The sequence below is a fragment of the Neptuniibacter marinus genome (assembly GCF_965223595.1).
GTDB classification, from domain to species: Bacteria; Pseudomonadota; Gammaproteobacteria; order Pseudomonadales; family Balneatricaceae; genus Neptuniibacter; species Neptuniibacter marinus.
On record NZ_OZ245004.1, the window covers coordinates 1,025,304 to 1,051,288 of the forward strand.

At 41.9% G+C, this 25,985-nt stretch carries 23 protein-coding genes; 17 read left to right on the plus strand and 6 right to left on the minus strand.

Features of this window, described 5'->3' with window-relative positions:
* Positions 1-53: 53 nt before the first annotated feature.
* The 6 genes from nrdB (at position 54) to ACOQOE_RS04755 (ending at position 6,967) form a co-directional block, all read left to right on the plus strand.
* Positions 54-1,205, plus strand: a complete 1,152-nt coding sequence (gene nrdB, locus ACOQOE_RS04730; RefSeq protein ID WP_231867914.1) for a class Ia ribonucleoside-diphosphate reductase subunit beta — start codon at positions 54-56, stop codon at positions 1,203-1,205.
* Between the two features lie 11 nt (positions 1,206-1,216).
* The gene (gene yfaE, locus ACOQOE_RS04735; protein ID WP_067862296.1) at positions 1,217-1,483 is read left to right on the plus strand and encodes a class I ribonucleotide reductase maintenance protein YfaE; all 267 of its coding nucleotides are present in this window, start codon (positions 1,217-1,219) and stop codon (positions 1,481-1,483) included.
* A 981-nt stretch (positions 1,484-2,464) separates the two neighbouring features.
* Positions 2,465-3,691: a hypothetical protein gene (locus ACOQOE_RS04740; protein ID WP_420555011.1), complete on the plus strand. Its 1,227-nt coding sequence runs from the start codon at positions 2,465-2,467 to the stop codon at positions 3,689-3,691.
* Between the two features lie 243 nt (positions 3,692-3,934).
* Positions 3,935-4,903, plus strand: a complete 969-nt coding sequence (locus ACOQOE_RS04745; protein WP_420555012.1) for an alpha/beta hydrolase — start codon at positions 3,935-3,937, stop codon at positions 4,901-4,903.
* 338 nt (positions 4,904-5,241) lie between these two features.
* Complete coding sequence (locus ACOQOE_RS04750) at positions 5,242-6,534, plus strand: DEAD/DEAH box helicase (RefSeq protein WP_067862290.1); 1,293 nt, start codon at positions 5,242-5,244, stop codon at positions 6,532-6,534.
* 250 nt (positions 6,535-6,784) lie between these two features.
* Positions 6,785-6,967, plus strand: a complete 183-nt coding sequence (locus tag ACOQOE_RS04755; RefSeq protein ID WP_067862288.1) for a PCP reductase family protein — start codon at positions 6,785-6,787, stop codon at positions 6,965-6,967.
* Between the two features lie 154 nt (positions 6,968-7,121).
* Here the strand turns inward: ACOQOE_RS04755 and cysG are convergent, their stop codons facing one another.
* From cysG to ACOQOE_RS04780, 5 genes are all read right to left on the minus strand, one after another.
* Positions 7,122-8,546, minus strand: a complete 1,425-nt coding sequence (gene cysG, locus ACOQOE_RS04760) for a siroheme synthase CysG (RefSeq protein ID WP_067862286.1) — start codon at positions 8,544-8,546, stop codon at positions 7,122-7,124.
* 366 nt (positions 8,547-8,912) lie between these two features.
* Positions 8,913-9,635: a phosphoadenylyl-sulfate reductase gene (locus ACOQOE_RS04765; RefSeq protein WP_420555013.1), complete on the minus strand. Its 723-nt coding sequence runs from the start codon at positions 9,633-9,635 to the stop codon at positions 8,913-8,915.
* Positions 9,636-9,673: 38 nt separating this feature from the next.
* Positions 9,674-10,162 (minus strand): DUF934 domain-containing protein, encoded by a 489-nt coding sequence (locus tag ACOQOE_RS04770; protein WP_420555014.1) that lies wholly within the window; start codon positions 10,160-10,162, stop codon positions 9,674-9,676.
* A complete protein-coding gene (locus ACOQOE_RS04775; protein WP_420555015.1) occupies positions 10,146-11,804 on the minus strand; it encodes a nitrite/sulfite reductase in 1,659 nt (552 codons plus the stop codon). Before ACOQOE_RS04775 ends, ACOQOE_RS04770 begins: the two co-directional genes overlap by 17 nt.
* A 61-nt stretch (positions 11,805-11,865) precedes the next feature.
* Positions 11,866-12,651 carry a sulfite exporter TauE/SafE family protein gene (locus ACOQOE_RS04780; RefSeq protein ID WP_067862278.1) on the minus strand — a complete coding sequence of 262 codons (786 nt, stop codon included), beginning with the start codon at positions 12,649-12,651 and terminating at the stop codon, positions 11,866-11,868.
* Between the two features lie 292 nt (positions 12,652-12,943).
* On the opposite strand from ACOQOE_RS04780, the gene cysD reads away from it, so the two are divergent.
* From cysD to nth, 11 genes are all read left to right on the plus strand, one after another.
* Positions 12,944-13,861 (plus strand): sulfate adenylyltransferase subunit CysD, encoded by a 918-nt coding sequence (gene cysD / locus ACOQOE_RS04785; protein ID WP_067862276.1) that lies wholly within the window; start codon positions 12,944-12,946, stop codon positions 13,859-13,861.
* A 126-nt stretch (positions 13,862-13,987) separates the two neighbouring features.
* The gene (gene cysN / locus ACOQOE_RS04790) at positions 13,988-15,685 is read left to right on the plus strand and encodes a sulfate adenylyltransferase subunit CysN (protein ID WP_420555016.1); all 1,698 of its coding nucleotides are present in this window, start codon (positions 13,988-13,990) and stop codon (positions 15,683-15,685) included.
* A gap of 181 nt (positions 15,686-15,866) precedes the next feature.
* Positions 15,867-16,448, plus strand: coding sequence for an electron transport complex subunit RsxA (rsxA, locus tag ACOQOE_RS04795; RefSeq protein WP_067862272.1), 582 nt, complete (start codon positions 15,867-15,869; stop codon positions 16,446-16,448).
* Between the two features lie 10 nt (positions 16,449-16,458).
* A complete protein-coding gene (rsxB, locus tag ACOQOE_RS04800; RefSeq protein WP_067862270.1) occupies positions 16,459-17,058 on the plus strand; it encodes an electron transport complex subunit RsxB in 600 nt (199 codons plus the stop codon).
* Positions 17,055-19,997: an electron transport complex subunit RsxC gene (rsxC, locus tag ACOQOE_RS04805; protein ID WP_420555017.1), complete on the plus strand. Its 2,943-nt coding sequence runs from the start codon at positions 17,055-17,057 to the stop codon at positions 19,995-19,997. The genes rsxB and rsxC overlap by 4 nt, the downstream gene beginning before the upstream one ends.
* 14 nt (positions 19,998-20,011) lie before the next feature.
* Complete coding sequence (gene rsxD / locus ACOQOE_RS04810) at positions 20,012-21,073, plus strand: electron transport complex subunit RsxD (RefSeq protein ID WP_067862265.1); 1,062 nt, start codon at positions 20,012-20,014, stop codon at positions 21,071-21,073.
* Positions 21,073-21,720: an electron transport complex subunit RsxG gene (gene rsxG / locus ACOQOE_RS04815; protein WP_420555018.1), complete on the plus strand. Its 648-nt coding sequence runs from the start codon at positions 21,073-21,075 to the stop codon at positions 21,718-21,720. The genes rsxD and rsxG overlap by 1 nt, the downstream gene beginning before the upstream one ends.
* Positions 21,720-22,421: an electron transport complex subunit E gene (locus ACOQOE_RS04820; RefSeq protein ID WP_420555019.1), complete on the plus strand. Its 702-nt coding sequence runs from the start codon at positions 21,720-21,722 to the stop codon at positions 22,419-22,421. The genes rsxG and ACOQOE_RS04820 overlap by 1 nt, the downstream gene beginning before the upstream one ends.
* A 124-nt stretch (positions 22,422-22,545) precedes the next feature.
* Complete coding sequence (locus ACOQOE_RS04825) at positions 22,546-23,526, plus strand: response regulator (RefSeq protein WP_420555020.1); 981 nt, start codon at positions 22,546-22,548, stop codon at positions 23,524-23,526.
* Positions 23,523-24,485 carry a diguanylate cyclase gene (locus tag ACOQOE_RS04830; RefSeq protein ID WP_420555021.1) on the plus strand — a complete coding sequence of 321 codons (963 nt, stop codon included), beginning with the start codon at positions 23,523-23,525 and terminating at the stop codon, positions 24,483-24,485. Before ACOQOE_RS04825 ends, ACOQOE_RS04830 begins: the two co-directional genes overlap by 4 nt.
* Before the next feature lie 26 nt (positions 24,486-24,511).
* On the plus strand, positions 24,512-25,147 hold the full coding sequence (nth, locus tag ACOQOE_RS04835) for an endonuclease III (protein WP_420555022.1): 636 nt from the start codon (positions 24,512-24,514) through the stop codon (positions 25,145-25,147).
* A gap of 416 nt (positions 25,148-25,563) precedes the next feature.
* Here nth and ACOQOE_RS04840 read toward each other — a convergent pair whose 3' ends face one another.
* Positions 25,564-25,950 (minus strand): VOC family protein, encoded by a 387-nt coding sequence (locus tag ACOQOE_RS04840; protein ID WP_420555023.1) that lies wholly within the window; start codon positions 25,948-25,950, stop codon positions 25,564-25,566.
* Positions 25,951-25,985 lie beyond the last annotated feature (35 nt).

Genomic DNA, 25,985 nt, shown 5'->3' on the forward strand with positions numbered 1-25,985 from the left:
AGATAGGTAGAGCTTGCCTGTAATCCTTATATTACAGGCGTCATAATTATAAAATTTCAGGAACGAATATATCGATGGCGTACACCACGTTCAGTCACAGTACTCATGATGCAACTAAAGAACCGATGTTTTTTGGCCGAAGCGTCAACGTTGCTCGATATGACAAGCAGAAATATCCAATTTTTGAAAAGTTAATCGAAAAGCAGCTTTCATTTTTCTGGCGTCCTGAGGAGGTAGATCTATCTACTGACCGTAAAGACTTTATAAATATGCCGGAACATGAAAAGCATATCTTTTTGAGTAACTTAAAATATCAAACCTTGCTAGATTCTGTACAAGGGCGCTCACCTAATATTGCATTTTTGCCTGTTGTATCTTTGCCCGAGCTAGAGACATGGTTTGAAACATGGGCATTTAGTGAAACGATCCACAGTCGCTCTTATACTCACATAATCCGTAATATAATCACTGAGCCATCAGAGGTGTTTGATGAGATCGTAACGAATCCCGAAATTATTCGCCGCGCTGATTCCGTTACACGTTTATATGATGAGTTTATTAACCTTTCCAGTGCCTACAGCATTCATGGAGAAGGTTTGCACACCATTAATGGTAAAGTGTTTGACACCTCATTACGCAATTTGAAGAAAAAGCTTTACCTCACGTTGGTCTCTATCAATGTACTTGAAGCGATCCGTTTCTATGTCAGTTTTGCCTGCTCTTTTGCTTTTGCAGAGCGAGCTATTATGGAAGGTAACGCTAAAATTATTAAACTGATTGCTCGTGATGAAGCACTTCATCTAACGGGGACTCAGCATATGTTGAATATTATGGCATCTGGTGCAGATGATCCTGTGTTTAAAGAGATTGCGAAGGAATGCGAGCCTGAAGTTTATGGGATTTTTAAGGAAGCTGCCCAACAAGAGAAAGATTGGGCAACATACTTATTCCGTGAAGGTTCAATGATTGGTCTAAACGCTAAAATCTTATCGGACTATGTAGAGTACATTACAAATGTTCGTATGAAAGCGCTGAATTTAGAAGAGATCTTCCCTGCTTGTCAGAACCCACTCCCTTGGATGAATGCTTGGTTAGTGAGTGACAATGTTCAGGTTGCACCGCAGGAAGCAGAAATAAGCTCATACTTAGTTGGTCAAATTGACAACGAAATGGGCGATGATGATTTTGACGGCTTTGATCTTTAAGGACATATTATATGGCTGGCCCATCAAGGATCAAAGTTAATAACCACCATACCTTTTATTATCAGTATGAAACTACGTTGTTGGATGCGCTCGAGGTTCAAGAGATACCTGCACCTTACAACTGTCGTGGCGGTTATTGTGGTTGTTGCAAAGTGCGCTTAATCGAAGGTGAAGTTGAATATGTGCAAGAAAGCTTATTAGATCTTCAGGATGATGAAATTCTAACTTGCTGCTGTATTCCTAAAACACATATAGAGCTAGAACTGCCGGAAGAGTAGAAATTAAAAAGCCTTATAAGCTGGCACTTATAAGGCTTTGCATATCCTCCAAAGGAGCCCGAAGAACTATCTTTGGAGGGCCAGTATGGTTAACTGGACTCGCAGATGAATTATCTCGTTAGTCATGCTTGGTGTCTACAAGTTCTTCTCTTTTTTAGGAGTTTAGTCATGGCTAAAACTCAAAAAGGGAAAAAGAAGGTGCATGTACCGGGTCACACTCGAACTGTAAAAGGTAAGAAGGTGAAGGTTCCTGAGCATTACCGTTCTACTCCAAACTGATAATCACTGTTAAGTGAATTTAAAACGGTGTTGCTCTCGGGTTTCACCGTTTTTCTCGTTTCTTTTGCACAGGCTAAAAAATAAACTGTCAAGTGTGCAGGTCTTACTTTCAAAAAATAGATAAATTTTTATTGATTTGTTTAACTTGTTGAAATTAAAGGTTTAATTTTTCTTGGATTAAAAATTAAACGATTGGCTAGAAACAAGGTAATTTGTGCGTTTGAGCAATCTACCCCAAAACTATGCACTAAGTTATCCACAGTATGTGTGGGTAAAAAAGTCATATAATAATTTATATATAACTTCCAAATTTATGGCTTTTTTGAAGATGAGTTGTGCGCAGTTCGGCTATTAATCTGAATTACAGCTAAGCCCCTAACTTCATATTTAATGAAGAAAACAGTTTAGAGGAAATAGCTATAAATGCTTTAGCCTATTATTTATAATGGTGCCCGCATTTAGATACGATATAACGCTTTTACAAGATCAATATGGAAGCGGTATATAAATCTGAGCTGAGAAAGCTCCGCGATTTTGATTTAAGAGGTGATTAGTGAGTATTTTTCATGCATAAATTTGCGTAATTAATTGAGTTTCTTAAGTAAAAGAGTACCCTGTACAATAAATGCTCAATACGAGCTCTGTTCGCTTTTAATCTTCGGATTTTTCAATCGATTATAACTGCCGCATAGGAATTTAAGGATGAAGTTCCCCTGTATTCAATACCGCCTATTTTTTGTCTTTTTTATGGGTTTGTTGGTTTATCCAACAGCCTCTAATGCTGAGATTATTACCCAAGGATTTACAAATCTTACGGGTACTGCAGAGCGAATGATCTCTTATCGCCATCAAGAACGGTTTTTTATTACTGATGATGGAACTCAGCATTTAATGCTTAATCTTGGTGATCGAGAGAGTGAATCTAAAGGTGCTCTTGCTTTAATGACTAAGCAGGCTGGTCAAACTGATTGGGAAGAGGCCGTTGATTTAAATTGCAGTAATAATGAGTCCACTGCTGATATGGTGTTGGAGAATAATCGACTTCATATTGTTTACAGTTGTAATAAAGAGATCTGGTATTCCCGTTTGAGCTACGACGCTTTGACGTCCACATGGTGGAATTTGAAGAAAAAAAGAATCTTTAGGAGCTTAACCCAAACGCCCAGTGCGCCTACGATTGCTATCACTTCAGATCAGAAACTACATGTTGTATTTACTCGGGCTACTTTAAATAAAGTTGTGCAGTTGGTTAGTTATTCAAGTAATAACCCTTTGTTTAGATGGACATCAAACGGTACCTTTGGCACTGAAAACAAACGCCCCGGCAAAGCTGGACGTCTTTTGAATATTGGGGAAGGTATCGCTTTAATTTATACCGATGTTTCAGATGTTAGTGGTGCTGCGCGTAGCACGTTGAACTTTACTCAGTTAGCTGAAAATGACGCTTGGAGTGATCCGGTAGTCTTGGAAGCAACTGATGCTGGTTTTCATGACCCTTACGGAAGCCACTATAGTGCCGCGGTTGACGATCAAGGAAATATCCATCTAGTTTGGCCGGTTGAGAAGCGCTTAGTGTATTACCGTTATGACCAAGGCAGCTCAACGTGGAGCGCAGATTATATTTTAGATAACCCTCATAATGCGGTATATAGCCAAGTTGCTAAACATATTGATGGCCGTATATTTCTAGTTTTCAATGTAGGTGAGCAGTTACAAGTGGTTGAAAGTGATGATTATGGTCTTACTTTTAGCCATACCGCTTTTTTAATTCATCCTACAGGTGATCCTGTTTATAATTGGGCGCAGCCACGCGTTGAAACCCCTGCTGTATTTTCTGGCGTATTAGATGTTTTACAACAGTTATCTACAGAGCCAACTGAAACTACAGAAGCGGTTGAGCGGTTGTATCTATTTTCACTAACACTGTAATTCATTGATTCACTCTTTATTCAGTTGATTAATCTGATACTGGTGGCGTTATTATGGTTTTTTGTAGTTGTAGACTCCATAAATAGAGAACTTTTAAGCCAAATTCATGTCTAACTAGTGTGGATTGGCTATGGTTTTGGGTTCTTCTTTAACATTAATTATTATTGGTATGCGCTTTATATTGGCCTATGTAGGGATGAAAATTCATTTTGGTACACAGGTTAAAAGATTAGGAGTTATTAGATGCTTTTCAAGAATATAGTAATCCAGCGATTGATCTTATTATTCAGTTTTCTCAGCTTGAGTGCTTGTGTGACTGGGCAAACATCTACAGATTATGGGGCAAGTGATATAAAAACATTTAAAAATATATCCTACGGTCCTGATCGAGCGAATAAATTTGATGTATATACACGTGATGGTTTAAGTAATGCCCCTGTTGTTTTTATGGTGCATGGTGGTGCATGGAAAATGGGCGATAAAGAATCAAAAAGCGTAATTCAGAATAAGTTAGAGCGTTGGCTTCCTGCTGGATTTATTTTTATTTCGGTGAACTATCGTTTATTACCTAGAGCTACTGATCCTGTGCAGCAGGCGGAAGATGTACGTAACGCGTTAATCTATGCTCAAAATAAAGCTAAAAGTTGGGGTGGAAATCCAGAAAAGTTCATCTTAATGGGTCATTCTGCCGGTGCTCACCTTCTTGGTTTAGTGTCATCTTCTATCAGTGCGCACAAAGCAATGGGTGGTCAGTCTTGGTTAGGCACCATTTTGTTGGATAGTGCTGTGTTAGATGTACCTACTATCATGGGTGCAAGACATTATGGCTTTTATGACGATGCCTTTGGTGCAAGTTCAGATTTTTGGGTTAAGGCATCGCCTTTACATCAGTTGAAATCAGATGCGCCACCTTTCTTAATTACTTGTTCTTCAAGCCGTAAAGGTGCGTGCACCCAAGCTAACGCTTTTGCAGCTAAAGCTAGTTCGATAGGCGTTAAAGCAACGGTTGTGAGCAAGAAGCTTTCCCATAAAGAGATGAATGAGGCATTAGGTGGTAATAATGACTATACATCTAAGGTTGAAGCTTTTATGAGTGGCTTAGATGCTAATGCGAAGGCGATGATTATGAGTGAACCGGCGATTACTGCTGAAGAAGAACCGCGCAAAGGGTTGTTGCAGCGCTGGAGAGAGAAGCGTCAGGCTGCGCAATAATCTGTTTCTTTTTCGCATAATAAAAAACCAGACATCTGATGTCTGGTTTTTTGTTTTTGCGCTGTTGGTTCAATCTTTAGTTAGATATGTGACATGCCTCGAAAATAATATTGTTCCCTTCTGCTTGAATCGGTTGAATACCAGTATCTCTTTCTAGTTTTAAATCTTTTATGTTATCAGTGAGGTCATCATAAGCAGTGTCTATACAGGCTTTTTGTAATGAGAGTGACTAATAGATAAAGGTTGAGATTTAATGCATCGTAGTTAAAACGCTGCGTTGTTGAGAAGAGATAAGGTAAAATAAGATTCAAATGATTTTCTGGATGGTTTCTACCTGAATGAGCGATGTAGCCTTTTTTTCCGATTTAGCTTTGTGTCCTGAACTGCAATCAACCTTGCAGATGCTTGGTTATAAAAAGCCAACGCCGATTCAAGCAAAGGCGATCCCACTGGTTTTACGAGGTGAAGACCTTCTTGCTGAGGCACAAACGGGTACGGGGAAGACAGCTAGTTTTGCCTTACCTATTATTGAGATGCTTAGCAAGACGGCTCCGTCACCTGAATACAGGCATGTTAGAGCTTTAGTGCTTGCGCCTACACGAGAGCTCGCTATTCAGGTTGGTGATAGCACACTGGAATACGGGCAGGCTTTAGGCATGCGAGTGATCTCTATCTATGGTGGTGTGCGGGTTGATAATCAGATTCGAAAATTAAAACGTGGGGCGGATATACTGGTCGCAACTCCAGGTCGTTTATTGGATCTTATTCAGCAAAAGGTGATTAGCTTAGCTCATTTAGAGTTCCTAGTTTTAGATGAAGCGGATCGTATGTTGGATCTAGGCTTTATCGAACCGATTCAGAAAATCATGGAGTATGCGGCAGAGCCCCGCCAAACCTTGTTGTTTTCTGCCACCGCGGACGAAAGCATCGAAGTGCTGGCTGATTTTTATCTAAATAACCCCAAAAAAGTCAAAGTAAATCCCCGTAACTCGACGGCAAGTCAGATCAAGCAGTTTGCATATGCGGTTGATAATAGTGATAAAGCCGATGTGTTGAGTTACTTAATTAAAGAGGGGAAATGGGGACAGGCTTTAGTATTTGTTCGTACTAAAAAGCGGGTCGATGAAGTAACTGATTACCTGAAAAAAGAGGGAATCGATGCAGCGGCTATACATGGGGATAAAACTCAGCGGGAAAGAATCCGCATGTTGGGTGAATTTATCTCAGGGGAGCTGCAAATTTTAGTAGCTACAGATGTGGCTGCCCGTGGTCTTGATATCGAATCTCTGCCTCATGTAGTGAACTATGATCTACCTAATGTTCCTGAGGCTTATGTACATCGTATTGGCCGTACAGGACGAGCGGGGGAGAAGGGTGAAGCTATCTCCTTAGTGTCCCCAGCTGAGCGCGAATTTTTGAAACGAATAGAAGGGTTGATTAAGCAGAAAATAAAACTACGTCCAGTTCCTTATATAGAGAATGGAGCTTTTATCGAGTCCTCTGAAAGTTTAAGGCCTCCTAAGAAAAAGCGTTCGAAGCCGCAGCGCAATAAAGACAAATACCCGCCACAAGAGAAGTATGAAAGCACCTTATCTGTCAAAGCGGTAAGACCTTCCTTGTTTAAAAAATAGCCATCAATATCGGAGTGAATTTGCTCTTATTCACTGCTCTAGCGGGGATGTGTTAGATTGTGAACATATTCCTATAGCCCCTGTTAATAGGGCTTTTAAGCGTTATCCCCCCAAGCAATGCACAGAGTTATCAACAGAAAAAATGGATAACTCTTTATTGTTTCTTAGGGTTATTCTTCCGCTTGGTTTATCTTTATGTCGGCGTATAATGCAGGGCTTCGTAATATAGTTCTATAGAGTGGTGTAAAGAATGGCAGAAAAACTAGAGTGGGAACCGGCAGCCAAGGAGCGAGTTGATGCAGCGCCTTTTTTTGTACGAAAACTAATTCGCCACAAGGTTGAAAAAGCAGCACGTAATAATGGTTTAACTAAGGTAACGGTTGAGCTACTTGATCAAGTTAAACAAAAGCAGATGGATTCACAGAGTAAATAATCACCCCTAGTCCGATTTCTATTTTGCCCTAAATAGGGTGGCTAAGGGGTTCTATGGGCTTCTATCTGGTGGCTATGGCAATTTATTAAATAGATAGCCCCTATTAAGCAGCGTAGTGCATCCTTTAAGGCTGATCACTACGCGTTAGTGCTTATTACTCCTCTGCCTTTACAGGCGTGAGATTTTGCGCCAGTACCTCTTCTCCAAACCAGCTAAGGTTCTCATGAAGGGAAACAACTTCTCCTACAATAATTAATGCGGGAGCGGGTAATTGGGCTTTCTCTTGTAGCTCAGGTAATGTGTCTAACGTGCCTGTTAAAACCTTCTGATCTGCCAATGTCCCACGGGAAACAATTGCTGCTGGTGTATCTCCAGGCTTGCCATGTTCGATAAGTTTTTTGCTTAGAATCGGTAAGGTATGAAGACCCATATAGAAGACAACAGTTTGATTAGGATGAACCAGTTCGTGGAAGTTTAGATCGGTAGTGCGGTTTTTGAGCTGACCCGTAACAAACTTGACCGATTGCGCATAATTTCTATGGGTTAACGGAATGCCTGCGAAGGTGGAGCACGCGCTTGCTGCGGTTATACCGGGTACAACTTGGAAAGGGATGTTATTGGCTTTAAGGGTTTCTAGCTCTTCACCGCCGCGGCCAAAGATAAAGGGGTCTCCTCCCTTTAAGCGTACAACTCGTTTCCCTTGTTGTGCATGGTTTACCAATAGATCGTTGATACCTTCCTGAGGCAGGGCATGGTTATCACGTTTTTTACCAACAAAGATAAGATCAGCATCGCGTCGGCAGAGATCTAATACGGCCTCAGAGACAAGAGCATCGTAAAGCACTACATCGGCTTGCTGCATTAAACGTAAAGCTTTAAAGGTGAGCAGCTCAGGATCACCTGGACCTCCACCTACAAGATAAACTTCGCCGACTTGATGGTCAGGGTCATCATGTGCGATTTTATTTTCTATGAGCTCTATAGCTTCAGCATCGCGACCAGCAAATACCTTTTCAGCGATTTGTCCTTGTAGAACATTTTCCCAAAAGACGCGGCGATGATTAACAGTACTGAACTTTGCTTTTACACGATCCCGGAAATGATTGGCAATGCTTGCTAGTTTGCCGTAGGACTTAGGAATCCATGTTTCTAAGCGCGCTCTTAACAGTCTTGCAAGTACAGGAGCGCTACCCCCAGATGATATACCTATCACTACTGGAGAACGGTCAACGATCGCTGGGAATACAAATGTACATAGTTTTGGGCTGTCTACGACATTGACGGGTAGGTTGCGATCAATCGCATCAAAATGTACGCGCTCATTTAGTGTTTGATCATCGGTTGCGGCGATTACAAGAATTTTATCTTTAAGTAGATCTGCGTGGTATTCGCCTATAATGGATAGCCCTGAGGACTCATCCAATAGTTGTTGGAGCTCATCGCATACATGGTGGGCTATGACCGTTACACTCGCACCTGATCGACAAAGCAGGCGGGCTTTGCGTAAAGCTACATTGCCACCGCCGACGAGTAGTACATTTTGATCAGTGAGTTTGAAAAAAAGAGGTAAATAATCCACAAATGTTACTCCAGCATTAAAGCAGATTCTCAGTCTCTATAGTTTAACAGTAGATGCCAAATTAGGGGTTATCAAACTGAGAGATTAAAGGGAGAATACGAAAATATATAGTATAGGGAAGATGCTGCATGGGGTCTTTATATAATCTAATAAGATATTTGTTATTTTTACTGCTGTATTCATAGGAGCAGATGGGTTTATTAGATTTAAGCTGTTATTAGCGAACTGTAAGACATAAATCTGCAACCTATCTAATGGTAGAGCAACGTCTTTAAATTTAAAGGCGCTGCAACTTTGTGAGTTGTAAGATAGGTGCAGAATTGTGGTCTCCTGTCCAAGTCAAACTCCGTTTGACCTAGAGCCGGTTTAATTCTTAAAATTTAAGGGCGTGGCCGGATGTAAACCACATTCGCGATTTTCAGGGTTTTCCCACCACCAGCGACCCGAACGAACATCTTCACCCATAGATATGGCACGGGTGCAAGGTGCGCAACCAATACTCGGATAATGTTTATCGTGTAGTTCGTTGTAAGGAACGTTGTTGGCTTTTATATAGGCCCAAACTTCTTTTTCTGACCAATCAGCTAGAGGGTTGAGTTTGTGCATATTATTGCCTTCATCCCACTCTTCAAATTGAATCTCGTCACGGGTTACAGATTGCTCGCGGCGTAAACCTGTAATCCATGCTTTTTTGTCTGCTAAAGCGCGTTTTAGCGGCTTGATTTTACGAACAAAGCAGCAGCCTTTACGCAGAGTTTGTGATTCATAAAAAGCATTGACTCCGTTTTCAGCAACAAAGCCTTCCACATCCGCAGATTCTGGGTAATACACATCAACTTTTAGGTTGGGGTAGTGGTCTTGAACATCCGTCAAAAGTTTAAGCGTTTCTTCAGGTAGGCGGCCTGTATCTAACACGAAGTTTCTGATGTTAGGGCAGTTTTTACTGATTAAATCAGCGATAACAACATCTTCGGCGCCAAGACTGTTAGCAAAGACAATTGAACCATCATAGTCGCTGAAGCCTTTGTTGAGTAAGGCCGCTGCTGCAATGACTTTGCTTTGTAATTCGGAACTAATTTGTTCACTCATGATAGGGACCCTCACCGTCACTATTATTCGGCCAATGCTTATTGGTGATATACCGCACGAATATTATCGGTAGCGCTCTGGTAAAAATTACTGATCTCACCAAATGCATCTAGCATCTCAGGTTTAAATTGATCATCAGCAACTTGTATAGCGGTAAAACCGCAGCGTTCCATATAAGCAAGTCGATCTCTGCCAATATCACCGGTCGCACGAATTTCACCTTTATAGCCCGCGCGAACGAGTATGCGAGCAATGCTAAAACCTCGGCCATCGCGGAAAATAGGAAAGTCGATAGCAATCATAGGAAATTGATCAAGGTTTTCCTGACGCTCGGTTAGGTCGTCATCGCCATTTACTTGAAGTGCGATTTGTCCATTATGCTCGGCGAGTCGCGCTTTATGTTCTAAATACAAAGCATAAGGTACGATAATATCGCCTGAGCTTAGTGTTGCTTCTGGTGCGAAACTTTCTTCATTTAGTAAAGACCAGTTATCTGCAACTACTTCACGATTAATTAGCAGGGGCATATACGTACTCCTTAAATGGTGCCATTCCAATACGTTGGAATGTGTCGATAAAGCGTTCATTCTCAAAACGATTTTCAACGTAAACTTCAATTACTTTTTGGAGAGTATCTGCGACTTCGTCTGAGGCAACAGATTTACCCATTACTTTACCTAAGGCAGCATTGGAGCCATCGTCACCACCTAAGGTGATTTGATACCAATCTTCACCTTTTTTATCTACACCTAGAATGCCGATGTGGCCAACGTGGTGATGAGAACAGGCATTGATACAACCGGACATGTTAAGCTTCAGATCACCTAGATCGTGGACATAATCCATATCTTCAAATTTACGGTTGATCTGGTCTGCAATACCGAGTGTTTTAGCGTTAGCTAAGGCGCAGAAGTCACCCCCTGGGCAAACGGTCATATCGGTTAATGTGCCAATATTAGGTCGTGCAAGGTTGGCGTCTGTCAGTATTTGCCAAACTGCATATAACTCACTGTTTTTAACATCAGCCAAAACTAAGTTTTGGTTGTGTGTCGCACGAATTTCACCAAAGCTATATTTATCTGCTAAATCAGCAATAAGGTCTAACTGTTGGTCAGTGACATCGCCGGCTGGTTTTAGATAAGGTTTTAGCGATATATAAGTAATGCGGTAGCCCGTTACTTTATGGTTAACCGTATTACGTTCATACCAAGTCCGAAACGCATCATCCTCAACAAGCTTTTGCTCAAGTGTCGTATCGTCCTTAGCTGTTTGATCATACTCAAACGGAGTAAAGAACGTTTTTACCCGATCAATCTCTGTACTAGGTAGTTTTAAATCTGTATCACGTATCTGTTCCCATTCGGCGTCAACTAGCTCACGGAACTGATCAATCCCCATGCTCTGAACTAATATTTTGATACGGGCTTTATATTTGTTATCACGGCGACCGTTTAGGTTGTACACACGCACGATCGCTTCTAAGTATGACAGCAAATCTTCTTTCGCAAGGAACGGACGAATCTGTTTACCGATGACCGGTGTACGGCCTAAACCACCACCAACAAGGACTTCAAATCCTACTTCACCAGCTTCGTTTTTGACGATGTGTAAGCCGATGTCGTGTACTTGTGTCGCTGCTCGGTCAGTAGGGCTTGCTGATACCGCAATTTTGAATTTACGTGGTAGATAAGCAAACTCTGGATGTAGAGAAGACCACTGACGAATAATCTCACAGTAAGGGCGAGGGTCTTCAATCTCATCTGCAATTACGCCAGCAAATTGGTCTGTTGTTGTGTTACGGATACAGTTACCGGATGTTTGGATAGCGTGCATCTGTACGCTAGCTAATTCGGCTAGAATATCAGGCACTTCCTCTAATTTAGGCCAATTGAACTGAATATTGGTCCGTGTTGTGAAATGCGCATAACCTTTATCGTAAGTGCGGGCAATATGTGCCAGTTTACGTAGTTGGGTTGAGTTATACATGCCGTATGGGCCTGCAACACGCAACATAGGTGCGTGGCGTTGCACGTACAGCCCATTCATTAGGCGAAGTGCTAAGAAGTCATCTTCTGATAGCTCTCCGGCCAAATAACGGCGGGTCTGATCTCTATATTGCTCAACGCGTTCATTAACCAATTGTTGGTCAACTTCGTTATACTGATACATAACTAACTATTTCCCTTGTTTAGCTGATTTATGAGCTAAACACCTCACTTTTAGGGTTTATTTAACCTGCAATTACGAAACGCAGGCCGATGGCGAACAAAACTGATCCCATAATAGGTTGTATAACCGTTGGAGATAGGCGAGTGCCAATATGGCTGCCTAAAAATACTCCCGGTAAAGAACCTAGTAATAGGTAAACCAGTAGGCTTAGATCTACACTGCCCATCTGGTAGTGACCTGCGCCCGCGATTGCTGTTAGTACAACTGCGTGAACGAGATCTGTACCCACAATGTTTTGCATGCTCATTCGTGGGTATAAAACGATTAATAATGCGGTGCCTAATGCGCCAGCGCCTACAGACGATAGCGTTACTAAGCAGCCTAAAATAAGCCCCATTATTATTGTGAAAAAAGGGCGCCATTTTTTGGCATGTTTGGCCGCGGCGCTATGTTGCCACTTTATGGCTTGATTGCGAATCTTATTTCTTAAAAAAACGGCAATAGAGGTTAAGACAAGAGAGATTCCTAATGTCAGGTTCATTAGATGTTCTATCTTTTCTAGTCCGCCTAGCCCTTCTAAGTAATTTAATGTGAATAGACTTCCTGGAATACTTCCCGCAAGTAAAAATAAGACAACTTTCCATGCAATTAGTTTCTTGCGGGCATAAGTTATTGCGCCACCAAATTTAGTTACGGCTGCGTAAAGTAAATCAGTGCTGACAGCTATAATTGGTGGAATGCCAAATACTACGATAAGTATAGGCGTCATTAGTGCGCCCCCACCAATACCGGTGAGTCCCACAATAAAGCCAACAACTAATCCAGCAAAGCTGTATGCAAGTTCCATGAGTATACCTATCCACAAATAACTGGCGGCATAATATAGTTGTTTTGTTATAACTCAAAATACTAATTAGAAATCTTGTTATATTAAAAAGGAATAAATGGTGTGATGTGTAGATTGGTAGCATAAATAGGTTTGGTTAGTGTATTTTATATTCTTTTTGGTTATTAAAATGTAATTATATATTCTTTTGTGTTTTATGTGGGGAGCTGCCATAATGCGCCGCAACATTGGATAGCTGTACCTGTGCATTCAGGTTCTAGCCCATACCGTTTAATAGAAAGAGTATTTACTGATGAGTGCCTTACCTGAACATCGCTTAACGCACCTGAAACAATTGGAAGCTGAGAGCATCCATATCATCCGTGAAGTAGCCGCAGAATTCGATAACCCAGTCATGCTTTATTCGGTTGGTAAGGATTCTGCTGTGATGCTGCATTTGGCGCGTAAAGCGTTTGCGCCAGGTAAACCTCCTTTTCCGCTTATGCATGTGGATACCACATGGAAATTCAGAGAGATGATTGAGTTTCGCGACAAAATGGCTGCGGAAGCGGGTATGGATTTGATTGTTCATATCAACCAGGAAGGGGTTGATATGGGTATTAATCCATTTGTACATGGCTCTTCTAAACACACTGATATCATGAAGACTCAAGGCCTTAAGCAGGCTTTAGATAAGTATAAATTTGATGCTGCTTTTGGTGGTGCCCGTCGTGACGAAGAAAAGTCGAGAGCGAAAGAACGTGTATTCTCCTTTCGTGACCAAAACCACCGTTGGGACCCTAAAGTTCAGCGTCCAGAACTTTGGAATGTATTTAATACCCGTGTTGATAAAGGTGAAAGTATTCGCGTATTCCCTCTGTCGAACTGGACTGAACTAGATATTTGGCAGTACATCTATTTAGAAGATATCTCGATTGTTCCTCTTTATTACTCAGCAAAACGTCCTGTTGTTGAACGTGATGGCATGATGATTATGGTGGATGATGATCGCTTACCTTTAAAAGAGGGAGAGGTACCAGAGATGAAGAGCGTGCGTTTCCGTACATTGGGTTGTTACCCTCTAACCGGTGCCGTGGAATCAGAAGCTGTCACTTTGCCTGATATTATTCAAGAGATGCTACTAACGACTACCTCTGAGCGCCAAGGTCGTGCAATTGATCACGATAGTTCAGGTTCGATGGAGAAGAAAAAGATGGAAGGCTACTTCTAGGCTTTATCTTGATAACTTTGTGACGACTGGCGCTGTGTGTTTTTACCCGCGCTAGGGTGTTAATACTGAAATGATTATTTAGGCGTTATGTCTGTATAGGCATAGGGCTTCTCCGAGGAGAAAAAAATGAGTTACCACAGTGATCTGATTGCCACTGATATTCAAGAGTATCTGCATCAGCATGAAAATAAAGAACTGCTACGCTTTTTGACCTGCGGTAGTGTAGATGACGGTAAATCTACATTGATTGGACGTTTGCTGCATGATTCAAAAATGATCTACGAAGATCAACTTGCAGCGATCCAAAAAGATAATGAGCGAGTGGGTAATGCAGGTGAAGAGTTGGATTTAGCGCTCTTGGTTGATGGCCTTCAAGCGGAGCGTGAGCAAGGGATCACTATTGATGTAGCTTATCGTTATTTTTCTACCTCAAAACGTAAATTTATCATAGCGGATACACCGGGGCATGAGCAGTATACTCGTAATATGGCAACCGGTGCCTCTACTTGTGATCTGGCGATTATTTTGATTGACGCTCGTTACGGTGTGCAAGTCCAGACAAGACGTCATAGTTTTATTGTTTCTTTGTTAGGGCTTAAACATACCATTGTTGCTATCAACAAAATGGATCTAGTGGATTACAGCGAAGAGCGCTTTGAAGAGATTAAAGCCGAATATTTGGCATTTTCCGAGCAGCTTGATCTACCAGATATTCAATTTGTGCCAATTTCTGCACTTAAAGGTGATAACGTTGTGACTGCATCAGAGCCAATGAGTTGGTTTGATGGCAATCCTCTAATGGAAACCTTAGAGAATGTTGAGATTGCAAACGATAAAAACTTCGATGAACTTCGTTTCCCTGTACAGTTTGTCAACCGCCCTAACTTAGATTTTCGTGGTTATTGTGGTACGTTGACCTCTGGTATAGTGCGTCCAGGGGATGAAGTGACCGTTTTACCATCAGGTAAATCGAGCAAAGTGAAGTCGATTGTTACCTTTGAAGGTGAAATTGAAGAAGCTTTCCCGCCAATGGCAGTAACACTGACATTGGAAGATGAAATTGATATATCACGTGGTGATATATTAGTTCATGCCGACGCAGTGCCAGGAAGTACCAATCGGTTTGATGCCATGGTTGTTTGGATGTCTGAAGAGGCGATGCAAGCAGGCCGTCAATATGAAGTTAAATTGAATACAACCCGTGTTGCGGGTGGTATTAGCAATGTTCATAACCGCATTGATGTTAATACGTTGGAAGAAAGTACTGTTAGTACCCTTGAGTTAAATGAAATTGGTCGGTGTGAAATTACGCTTGAGCGTCCAGTAGTTGCCGATGATTATCGCTCTCATCACGGCACCGGATCATTTATTATTGTTGATCGTTTAACCAATGCAACGGTTGCTGCGGGAATGATCATTAATGATGGTTCGCAGCAAGTGATAGATCTAGACAGTAACCTTGTTAGTGAGTCAAAAGTATCAGCTGCTGACCGCGTGATTCGTTTAGGCCAGCAGGCGGCTACTATTACTGTATCTGGTGGTACTGACGAACAGCGTCAAACGATACTATTTAGTTTGGAAGCGGTATTGTTTGAGCAAGGACGTGCTGTTGTTGCCTTTAATCAAGCTCAATTATCGAGCTTGAATGGTAATCTATCGGCATTAGATGGGTTATTAAATAAAGCAGGTTTGATTTCAATACTTGAAACTGATGCAAGCCTAGAGGGGGCACTTAACCTTCAATTAGATCAGTTAGCGGGTGATACAGCATCTACTCAGTTGGAAGCCGCGATAGAGAAACTGAAGCAGCAAACATTGATCTAAATAGTGCATAAAGGGAGGTCATTTGACCTCCTGTTCTTTGCGCTCAGTCAGGATTGCCCTATACCTAAACTTTATCAGAAGCGGTAAACTTTAGAGTATTCTGGTTTTATTTTAAGTGGTCGCTTTCGAGCGTGAGCTTTCGATCGCATTTCGTAAATGCTATTTAGTTAGTTATAGGTTTATGACAGATTATCTTCTGGTTGTTATCAGCACGGTACTGGTGAATAACTTCGTACTGGTTCAGTTTTTAGGGCTGTGTCCTTTTATGGGGGTTTCTAATAAGTTGGAGACTGCTATGGGCATGTCTCTGGCAACGACCTTCGTACTGACGCTGTCATCGGTATGTAGCTATTTGGCATTCACTTATTTGCTCCAGCCCTTAGACTTAGCGTTTCTGCAAACAATTACTTTTATTTTAGTGATAGCGGTTGTTGTGCAGTTCACTGAGATGGTTGTGCGTAAAACGAGCCCCTTACTCTATAAAGTATTGGGAATCTTTCTACCATTGATCACGACTAACTGTGCCGTTTTGGGGGTCGCTTTACTGAATATCAAGAAAGTGAATGGCTTTATTGATTCCATTGTTTATGGCTTTGGAGCAGCGGTTGGTTTTTCTTTAGCATTAATCCTATTTTCAGCGATGCGTGAACGTATCGCTGTAGCTGATGTGCCAGCACCCTTCCAAGGTGCTGCTATTGGTATGGTGACCGCGGGTCTAATGTCTTTAGCCTTTATGGGCTTCACTGGTCTGGTTCAGATTTAGGGAGCACATAATGGATTACATCTTAATTGCCGTTCTTGCTCTGTTGGGGCTGGCTTTAGCTTTCGGATTATTGCTTGGTTTTGCTTCGGTGCGTTTTCGTGTTGAAGGGAATCCTATTGTCGATCAAATTGATTCAATCCTGCCGCAGACGCAATGCGGCCAGTGCGGTTATCCAGGCTGCCGACCTTACGCAGAGGCAATTGCTAACGGAGATGCTATCAATAAATGTCCTCCCGGAGGGCAAAGTACAGTGGAAGCGCTGGCAGATCTACTTGATGTCGAAGCGATTCCTCTTGATGGTGGTGTCGAAGAAGAACCGATCAAAACGGTTGCTTATATTCGTGAAGATGAATGTATAGGTTGTACTAAGTGTATTCAGGCCTGCCCAGTAGACGCTATTTTAGGTGCGGCAAAACAGATGCATACCGTGATTGTCTCGGAATGTACGGGGTGTGATCTCTGTGTTGAGCCTTGTCCGGTAGATTGTATAGATATGTTGCCAGTTGAAACGACTCTGAATACTTGGAAGTGGGATATGCCTAAGCCGGGTGTGCAGCTTATTGTAACCGACCTTCGTGGCGAAGTAGCAGAAGAGGGGGCGGTTCAATGAGCACTCAGTTCTCTTTTCATGGTGGTGTGCACCCGCCTGAAAATAAGCAGCGTAGCACAGGCTTGGCAATTCAAACTGCGCCAATCCCTGCTGAACTTGTTGTTCCACTGTCACAGCATATAGGTGCGCCATCTGAAGTTGTTGTTGCTGTCGGTGATCCTGTTCTAAAAGGGCAAGTGATTGCTGAAGCGGTCGGGCGTATCAGTGTTAATGTCCATGCGCCAAGTTCAGGTAAGGTTATCGCCATTGAAAAGCGGTCTGTTCCGCATATTTCAGGAATGCAGGCTCCCTGTATTGTGATTGAAGCGGATGGGAAAGATCAGTGGTGCGATCACCAGGGTTTAGATGATTATACGGCTATATCTAAGCAGGCGCTGATTGACTTTATTCGGCATCATGGCATAAGCGGTATGGGCGGTGCAGGCTTTCCGACTGATGTGAAACTGCATCTGGGTGATGATCATATTGTTAATACACTTGTGCTTAATGCCATGGAGTGTGAACCTTATATCACCGCTGATGATATGTTGCTGCGAGAGCATGCCGACAATGTAATTAAAGGTATTGAGATTATTGCTCATCTTCTAAACCCTCATCATGTGATGATTGGTATTGAAGATAATAAACCTCAAGCTATTCGCGCATTAGAGTTAGCGGCTAAAAATACCTCTTTGAATCTGGATATTATAGTTGTTCCTACTATCTATCCATCAGGTGGTGAAAAACAACTGATTAAACTGCTGACGGGTATTGAAGTACCTAGTGGCCGCATTCCTGCTGATGTAGGTATTGTTTGTCAAAATGTTGGTACTGCAGCAGCGATCTATGAAGCGGTATATGAAGGTATGCCGTTGATCTCTCGTATTGTGACGCTAACAGGAGAAGCCTTAGCCCATCCACACAATATGAGAGCGTTAATTGGCACGCCTTTAAAAACACTGCTTGACGCTGCAGGCGTGAATGAGCAAGCGCTGTATCGGATGGTTATTGGTGGGCCAATGATGGGGTTCACTGTAGATGATCAGTCTATACCCATGATTAAAACAACTAACTGTATTATCGCTGCCACTTATGCTGAGATGCCGCCAGCACCGCCAGCTAACCCATGTATCCGATGTGGTATGTGCGAACAGGTTTGCCCCGCTGAGTTATTGCCGCAGCAGCTCTATTGGTTTGCTAAAGGGAAAGAGTTTGAAAAAGCGAAGCATCACAATCTGTTTGATTGTATTGAATGCGGTGCTTGCTCTTATGTTTGCCCCAGTAATCTACCTTTGGTGCAATATTATCGTTTTGCAAAAGCAGAGATTCGTGAAGAGGAGTCTGAGCAGCGGAAAGCGGATCATGCAAGACAGCGCTTTGAGGCAAGGCAAGCCCGTCTAGAGCAAGAGAAGATAGAAAAAGAACTGCGCAGAAAACAGCGAGCAGAAGATGCGGCTAAAGCCCAAGCAGTGAAAAAAGATAAAGCTGAGCTGCATTCAGAATCTGAACAGGCGGTTTCAGCCGAGCCTGACCTTAAAACATTAAAAACGGCTGCAGCTGTTTCTCGAACTAAATTGAAGAAAGCGCAAAAAGCTTTACAAAATGCCGAAGAAAAAGGGCTTGAAGGTCAAGATAAGCTCAAAGTTACAGTGACTGAGCTAGAAGCAAAAGCGCAAGCCGCTCAAGAAGCTTATGATCAAGCGTTGAATGCCCCAGCCGTTTCAGAACCAGTAGTAGATATTAAACAGCTTAAGACCAATGCAGCGGTCGCACGGACAAAGTTAAAGCAAGCGGAAAAAGCGCTCGCGAAAGCTGAGGAAAGTGGTGAAGGTGATTTAGCTGATCTTAAAGCTAAACTAGTCGAGCAGAAAGCTAAAACTGAAACGGCTCAAGCGGCTTATGATGCAGCTGAATCAGGTGGTCAGTCGCCGGCTCAGGACAGTGCTAAACTCGATGAGCTTAAAGCTGAAATGGAAGCCGCATTAGGTAAAGTTGAAAAAGCACGTAAAGCTCTTGATGTTGCCATTGCTGGAAGTAGCCCCGCTGTTGAAAAAATGAAGTTAGGTGTCGAAAAACTTCAGTCTAAATATGAAGCTTGTAAAGCGGAGTATGAGAAAGAGACGTCTCAAAATAGCTCAGTTACCATCAAGCCACTTTCTGCAGAACAGATTGCAGCGTTGAAAGTTGATGCAGAGGCATTACAGGCCAAAGTAGCTAAAGCTCAAACAGCCTTAGATCAAGCAATAGCATCTTCTAGTCCAGCGGCAGACAAAATGAAAGCTGGAGTTGAAAAACTACAAGCTAAGTATGAAGAAGCTCAAGCCTGTTATGAACAAGCTCTAGCTCCTTCTATTGGGAGTAATACTTCCCAGTTAGACGAGCTGAAGACAGAGATGGAAACACTGTCAACTAAAGTTGAGAAGGCTAAAAGTGCATTAGTTAATGCACAAACGTCAAATAGTCCTGCAGCAGAAAAAATGCAGGCAGGTGTTGAAAAACTTCAGTCAAAGTTAGATGAGTTGACACAGGCGTTTGTTCAGGCTGGTGGTGTACCTGCAGAGCCTGAACCTATTGACCCTAAAGCGTTAAAACAGCAAGTCTCTATTATGAGAACTAAGCTGAAGAAAGCACAAGCTGCTTTAGATGAAGCGGAAGATGATAATCAGTCTGAACTTAAAGCTGAAGTAGAGCGTCTTACTCTTGCGCATGAAGAGGCGAAAGTTAAGTTGGATGAATATGAGAAGATCCAGCTCGATAAAGCCGCGGCAGAAGGGGTTGATCTCAAACAGTTGAAAGTCGATGCCGCTATGGCGCGAGCAGCGGTGACTAAAGCTGAAAGAGCAGCAGAGAAGGCGCGAGAAGAACAAACGGATGATCTGACAGATATAGAGCAGCAGTTAATCGTTGCACAACAGAAATCTGAACAATTGAACCAGACACTAAGTCGTTTTACTGATTGAGGAAGATTTAACCAATGGCGCTGATACGTACCAGCTCACCTCATCTTCATAAAGCTGTTAACGCTACAGATGTGATGCGTTTAGTTGTGCTTGCTACTTTGCCAGGCTTGGCCGCAATGACCTTCTTTTTTGGCTGGGGTACCTTAATTAACGTCATTTGGGCTTGTTTGTTAGCGGTCGTATTTGAAGCTATTGTGGTTAAAATGCGTAAGCGGCCATTGGGTTTCTATCTTAAAGATTACAGTGCTGTAGTCACTGCCTTATTGCTAGGACTTGCTTTGCCGCCTTTCCTACCGTGGTGGGTGACGATGGTCGGGGTGTTTGTTGCTATTGTGATTGCTAAGCATTTGTATGGTGGGTTAGGGCAAAACCCTTTTAACCCAGCTATGGTTGCTTATGCGCTATTACTTATTTCCTTTCCTGTCTCTATGACAAGCTGGACTATGCCATTTTTGATGGTTGAGGATGGTCAAAGTTGGCATGTGATGGGGTTTGTTGACACGTTTAAACTTATCTTCTCAGGTATTGAACCCGCCATGATCGATAGTTATTCAGGCGCAACGCCTTTGGATGCTATGCGTCATCGAGGTGGACAAACTACAGAAGAGGTATGGGCGAATGCGCCTGTGTTAGCGCAAGGTATGGGCGCTTGGCATGCGGTTAGTGCGGCTTACTTTATGGGTGGGATATTTCTGATATATCGTAAAGTATTAACGATTCATACGCCTTTAGCTATTCTTGCGACCTTAGGGCTTATAGCGGCAGTATTTTATGCTATCGACCCCTATCAATTCGCTGATCCATTTTTCCATCTTACCGCAGGCGCAACAATGCTGGGGGCTTTCTTTATTGCCACGGATCCTGTGACATCCGCTACAAGTAACAAAGGTAAGGTTGTCTATGGTATAGGCATAGGTCTTTTGATTTTTGTTATTCGTGATTGGGGAGGCTATCCGGATGCAGTTGCCTTTGCCGTATTGTTGATGAACCTTTCAGCGCCATTTATTGATCAATATACACAGCCTCGTTCTTATGGGCATGCAAAAGCTAAACGCGGCATGAAAGGAGGTGCCTAATGCAGATGTTAAGTGCTCTCCGTACTAGCACTATCGCGATTAGTTTATTCGCTGTCGTTTGTGCTGCTGTTATAGCAACGACACAAGTAACAACCGTTGACCTTATTGCTCAAAATGAGAGAGAGCAGAAGGCGAAAGCACTATATGAGATTGTGCCTCGCTCATCTATAGATAATGATTTACTTGAAGATACGGTTGAAATAGTCTCGCCTACTTTGCAGGGCCATTCAGCCCCTGTAACTGTTTATCGAGCGCGTAAAAATGGTGTCGTTACCTCGGTTATTTTACCTTTAGTTGCCCCTGATGGTTATAGTGGAATCATTACGTTGATCGCAGGCATTAATGCAGATGGCTCTGTGGCGGGAGTTCGTGTATTAACCCATAAAGAAACACCCGGATTGGGTGATAAAGTTGATACTAAAAAATCTGATTGGGTATATAGTTTTAACGGATTTTCTAAACAAGGCAGCGATGATGTGCGTTGGGCCGTTAAGAAAGATGGTGGCGAGTTTGATCAGTTTACGGGGGCAACGATCACACCGAGAGCAATTGTTGGTGCGGTATCGCGCGCACTTGATTACTTTGCTGAACACCGCACAGAGTTATTAGATCTAACTGAAGACAAAACTACAGAGGTCGCTCGCTAATGACTACGGATTATAGAAAAATCACGCATGATGGATTATGGGGTAATAACCCTGCACTGGTTCAGTTACTTGGTCTATGTCCGCTTTTAGCTGTAACCGGCTCTGTTGTTAATGCTATAGGTCTAGGTGTAGCAAGTACCTTGGTTCTGATGGGATCTAACCTGACGGTTTCTGCTTTCCGTAAATTTGTCCCGGATTCTGTTCGCTTACCTATTTTTGTGATGATAATTGCTTCGTTTGTAACGGCGATAGAATTGCTAATGAAAGCTTTTACTTATGAACTCTATCTTATCTTAGGGATTTTTATTCCCTTGATAGTGACTAACTGCGCAATCATGGGGCGTGCGGATGCTTTTGCTTGTAAAAATCCAGTCAAAGCATCACTGCTTGATGGTTTAATGATGGGGTTGGGATTTACCGCGGTATTAGTTTTACTCGGTGCAATGAGGGAAGCATTAGGCTTAGGAATGATTTTTAGTGACATGCATCTTCTTTTTGGCCCTTTAGCTGAAAATTGGAAAATAATTTTAGTTGAAGACTATCCTGGTTTTCTTTTTGCTATTTTACCGCCCGGTGCTTTTGTTGGTATGGGGCTGATTATAGCGCTAAAAAATATTATTGATGCACGTATACAAGCACGTAAAGCTGAATTGGAAACCGGTTCAAGCCCACGCCGTGAGCGAGTGCGCGTGACTGGGTAATAAGTTATCTATGTTGTGCTTATTGAGCGCTTAGTAATTATACGTAGAGTTAATTGTGTTCTTTTAGTCAATCCTTTAGGCTTACTTACTAAAGCTTTTTTTAAAGTTGTATCTAAGGTGTAATGTGAGCGAGCCTGTTCCGGTTGTAATTTGTGATGATTCAAGCTTAGCACGTAAGCAAATGGCTTCTGTCCTGAGTCGGTGGAATGTTGAGGTGACTTTTGCTGAACATGGTTTGGCTGGGCTGGAAGCCGTTCGGGCAGGGAAAGGCGATATTCTATTTCTTGATTTAACTATGCCGATTATGGATGGTTATCAGGTTTTAGAGCGCATTCGTAAAGATGACTTACCTACCATAGTTATCGTTATTTCTGGCGATGTTCAATCGGAAGCCCGAGATCGTGTGCTTGCATTAGGTGCTCTTGAATTCATCAGTAAACCAACAACCCCAGATAAGATTGCTGACGTTTTAAAGCGTTTTGGGCTTCTGGCTGAGTTAGAGCAGACGGCAGAGGCCTCCTCTGAAGAGCCGTCTGAGATCGGACTACCTGAATATTATAAAGAGATCGCCAATATAGCGATGGGGCAAGCCGGAGAGATGCTTGCTAGGCTACTGAATACATTCGTCCATCTTCCAATTCCCGTTGTAACTATGGTTGACCCGCAAAACCTACAGAATAGGCTCATCTCTGCTCAAGATAATGAGTATGAGCTGATTAGCCAAGGCTTTATCGGTGGCGGAGTTGCAGGAGAGGCGTTTTTATTAATTGAAAAAAGTAATTTTGATAAAGTCGCTACACTTATGGATCTCCATGATTCAGGGGCGTTCCGGACGTCTGAGCTTCTTATGTCATTATCAAATGCCTTGATCGGTGCTTTCCTAACCAGTTTTGCAAAACAGCTCGATATTGAATTTAGTAAAGCAACTCCTTATATCCTACGTGATTTTCTTGGGTTCGATGAACAAGCAGAGAATTGGGATGAAAGCTTGATGATCACAATCGATTATCAGATGGATGAGCACGACACTCGGTGTGAGCTTATGTTAGTGTTTACACAGGACTCACTCGTTAAACTACGAACTATAGCGAGTTACTTCTCATGAATGGGAACGCCTTAAATGAGATTAATGATCTGCACTGGACTTTAGGTTTAATCCAGAATTTGGAGGTAGGTTTAGTTGTTATTGATCGTCACGCCTGCATTAAATTGTGGAATGGCTTTATGGCAAATCATTCAGGTATCCCCGCTCAAAATGTTGTGGGTGAAAACCTTTTCAAAAAATTTCCAGAACTTCCAGAGAATTGGTTAAATCAGAAACTCGAGTCAGTTTTTTTGTTAAGAAACCCCGCTTATATTTCGTGGGAGCAGCGTCCTTATCTTTTTCATTTTAAGAATAACCGCCCTATTACAGGTTATTCTAAATTTATGTATCAAAATATCACCTTAATTCCGCTAACCTCTCCAACGGGAGATGTTGATCATATAGGTATTTTGATCTATGACGTCACAGATACCGCAACAGGGCAAATTGCATTAGAAGACGCTAACAAAAAGCTTAAAAAATTGAGTCGAGAAGACCGTTTGACGGGTTTGTATAACCGTGGGTACTGGGAAGAGTGTTTAAACCAAGAGTATGCGCGTTATAGTCGAACAGAATCGGTTAGCTCACTTGTTATGTTTGATATTGATCACTTTAAGAAGGTGAATGATACCTATGGTCATCAGGCGGGTGATGAGGTTATTCGCGTAATATCTCAGGCCTTACAGGGGCAGGCACGTAAGACTGATATTGCCGGACGTTATGGAGGCGAAGAATTTGGGGCGATCCTCACGGGTACTGACGGTATCAATGCAATGATCTTTGCCGAAAGGTTACGTGAAAATGTTGAGTCACTCACTGTGCAATATGGTGAGCATCTGATTAATTGCTCTATTAGCTTAGGTGTGTCTGAATTGAATCTAGAAGTTCAGAGCGCTACTGCTTGGTTAGAGCAAGCAGATAAAGCTTTATATAAATCCAAACAAAATGGGCGCAATAAGGTTACACTTTTTGACTCATAAAGTTTTTTAATGCCTAATTACAAATAATGAACCAAAAAAAGCGATACGAAATATTTTCTCGTTGGCGAGACGAGAACCCTCATCCTACCACTGAACTAGAATATAGCTCCCCTTTTGAGTTGCTGATTGCTGTTATTTTGTCTGCCCAGTCCACCGATGTTGGGGTCAATAAAGCGACTCGAAAGTTGTATCCCGTTGCTAATACTCCCGAAGCAATCTATGCCTTAGGTGTTGATGGCTTAAAGGAATATATAAAAACAATTGGCTTATTTAATACTAAAGCTGACAACGTAATTAAAACCTGCAAAATGTTGGTGGAGCTACATAATTCAGTTGTACCTGATACGCGTGAAGCCTTAGAAGCTTTGCCAGGTGTGGGACGTAAAACTGCCAATGTTGTTTTAAATACTGCTTTTGGGCAGCCTGTTATGGCTGTTGATACGCATATCTTTCGGGTATCTAACCGTACTAAAATTGCACTGGGAAAAAATGTTAATGAAGTTGAACAAAAGCTTATGCGTTTTATTCCTAAGGAATTCTTGATTGATGCTCACCATTGGTTAATTCTTCATGGCCGTTATATTTGTGTGGCTAGAAAACCAAAATGTGGTGCCTGCCTTATTGAAGACCTTTGTGAGTATAAAGATAAAACCGATTTCTAAGTCGGTATTTATTACCAATAGATTTTCATCTTTAGCTCTGTACTTCTTTCTGTTTAGCTAACTCACTATTTAGTTGTTATAACCTCTTGATTTCATAGGAATGTAATATTGCAGCTAAGTAAGTGTTAAAGTTATTCAGTTTATCTGTGTATAAGTTGTTGGATAAGTTTTGGGTAGATTGCTGAAAGTCTTGTTTTATAAGGCATTGAGCTTTTTGGTGTTTATCTAAGCTTTTTGTAAAGTTTATTTTAATCAATAAGTTATGGTTTTTATTTTCTAAATATTAAAGATGACGTAGGTTTTTATCCACACCGTTTGGCTATTATGTATAGGTGTGGACTTAATTTTTTAGCTTGACTTTTTAATCCCTAGAAAATGCGGTCTTTTTAAGGAAAGTATGTCCTTACATTCTTCTTTTAAATGTTTATATCATTAGAAATTTCAATGAGGTTTTGATCCGGATCTCTTATATAAATTGAGAGAATGGTTCCCTTGGCACCGGTTCTATTCACTGGACCGTCTTCTATATTGATCTCTAATGTATTTAAGTGGGTAATTACATCGTTTAAGGGGATTGTTGTTATAAAGCAGAGATCAGCACTACCTAAAGTTGGTTGTGCCGCTTTTGGTTCAAACTCTTTACCAAATTGGTGTAGATTTATTTTTTGTTGTCCAAATTTAAGAGCAGTTCTTGTCTTTCCAAAGGTGATTATTTCCATTCCTAAAGCTTTAGCATAAAAATTAGCTGTTGTTTCAATGTCAGCTACGGTGAGAACGAGATGATCGAGAGCATCAATTTTCATGTAAAATCCTACGAAACTTCAATTCGATGATTAGA

What these genes read in the sequence shown, in the direction of transcription:
- yfaE (WP_067862296.1), top strand. Translation starts at nt 1,217, where the DNA reads ATGGCTGGCCCATCAAGGATCAAAGTTAATAACCACCATACCTTTTAT.
- ACOQOE_RS04740 (WP_420555011.1), top strand. Translation starts at nt 2,465, where the DNA reads ATGAAGTTCCCCTGTATTCAATACCGCCTATTTTTTGTCTTTTTTATG.
- ACOQOE_RS04745 (WP_420555012.1), top strand. Translation starts at nt 3,935, where the DNA reads ATGCTTTTCAAGAATATAGTAATCCAGCGATTGATCTTATTATTCAGT.
- ACOQOE_RS04750 (WP_067862290.1), top strand. Translation starts at nt 5,242, where the DNA reads ATGAGCGATGTAGCCTTTTTTTCCGATTTAGCTTTGTGTCCTGAACTG.
- ACOQOE_RS04755 (WP_067862288.1), top strand. Translation starts at nt 6,785, where the DNA reads ATGGCAGAAAAACTAGAGTGGGAACCGGCAGCCAAGGAGCGAGTTGAT.
- ACOQOE_RS04765 (WP_420555013.1), bottom strand. Translation starts at nt 9,635, where the DNA reads ATGAGTGAACAAATTAGTTCCGAATTACAAAGCAAAGTCATTGCAGCA.
- ACOQOE_RS04770 (WP_420555014.1), bottom strand. Translation starts at nt 10,162, where the DNA reads ATGCCCCTGCTAATTAATCGTGAAGTAGTTGCAGATAACTGGTCTTTA.
- ACOQOE_RS04775 (WP_420555015.1), bottom strand. Translation starts at nt 11,804, where the DNA reads ATGTATCAGTATAACGAAGTTGACCAACAATTGGTTAATGAACGCGTT.
- ACOQOE_RS04780 (WP_067862278.1), bottom strand. Translation starts at nt 12,651, where the DNA reads ATGGAACTTGCATACAGCTTTGCTGGATTAGTTGTTGGCTTTATTGTG.
- cysD (WP_067862276.1), top strand. Translation starts at nt 12,944, where the DNA reads ATGAGTGCCTTACCTGAACATCGCTTAACGCACCTGAAACAATTGGAA.
- cysN (WP_420555016.1), top strand. Translation starts at nt 13,988, where the DNA reads ATGAGTTACCACAGTGATCTGATTGCCACTGATATTCAAGAGTATCTG.
- rsxA (WP_067862272.1), top strand. Translation starts at nt 15,867, where the DNA reads ATGACAGATTATCTTCTGGTTGTTATCAGCACGGTACTGGTGAATAAC.
- rsxB (WP_067862270.1), top strand. Translation starts at nt 16,459, where the DNA reads ATGGATTACATCTTAATTGCCGTTCTTGCTCTGTTGGGGCTGGCTTTA.
- rsxC (WP_420555017.1), top strand. Translation starts at nt 17,055, where the DNA reads ATGAGCACTCAGTTCTCTTTTCATGGTGGTGTGCACCCGCCTGAAAAT.
- rsxD (WP_067862265.1), top strand. Translation starts at nt 20,012, where the DNA reads ATGGCGCTGATACGTACCAGCTCACCTCATCTTCATAAAGCTGTTAAC.
- rsxG (WP_420555018.1), top strand. Translation starts at nt 21,073, where the DNA reads ATGCAGATGTTAAGTGCTCTCCGTACTAGCACTATCGCGATTAGTTTA.
- ACOQOE_RS04820 (WP_420555019.1), top strand. Translation starts at nt 21,720, where the DNA reads ATGACTACGGATTATAGAAAAATCACGCATGATGGATTATGGGGTAAT.
- ACOQOE_RS04830 (WP_420555021.1), top strand. Translation starts at nt 23,523, where the DNA reads ATGAATGGGAACGCCTTAAATGAGATTAATGATCTGCACTGGACTTTA.
- nth (WP_420555022.1), top strand. Translation starts at nt 24,512, where the DNA reads ATGAACCAAAAAAAGCGATACGAAATATTTTCTCGTTGGCGAGACGAG.
- ACOQOE_RS04840 (WP_420555023.1), bottom strand. Translation starts at nt 25,950, where the DNA reads ATGAAAATTGATGCTCTCGATCATCTCGTTCTCACCGTAGCTGACATT.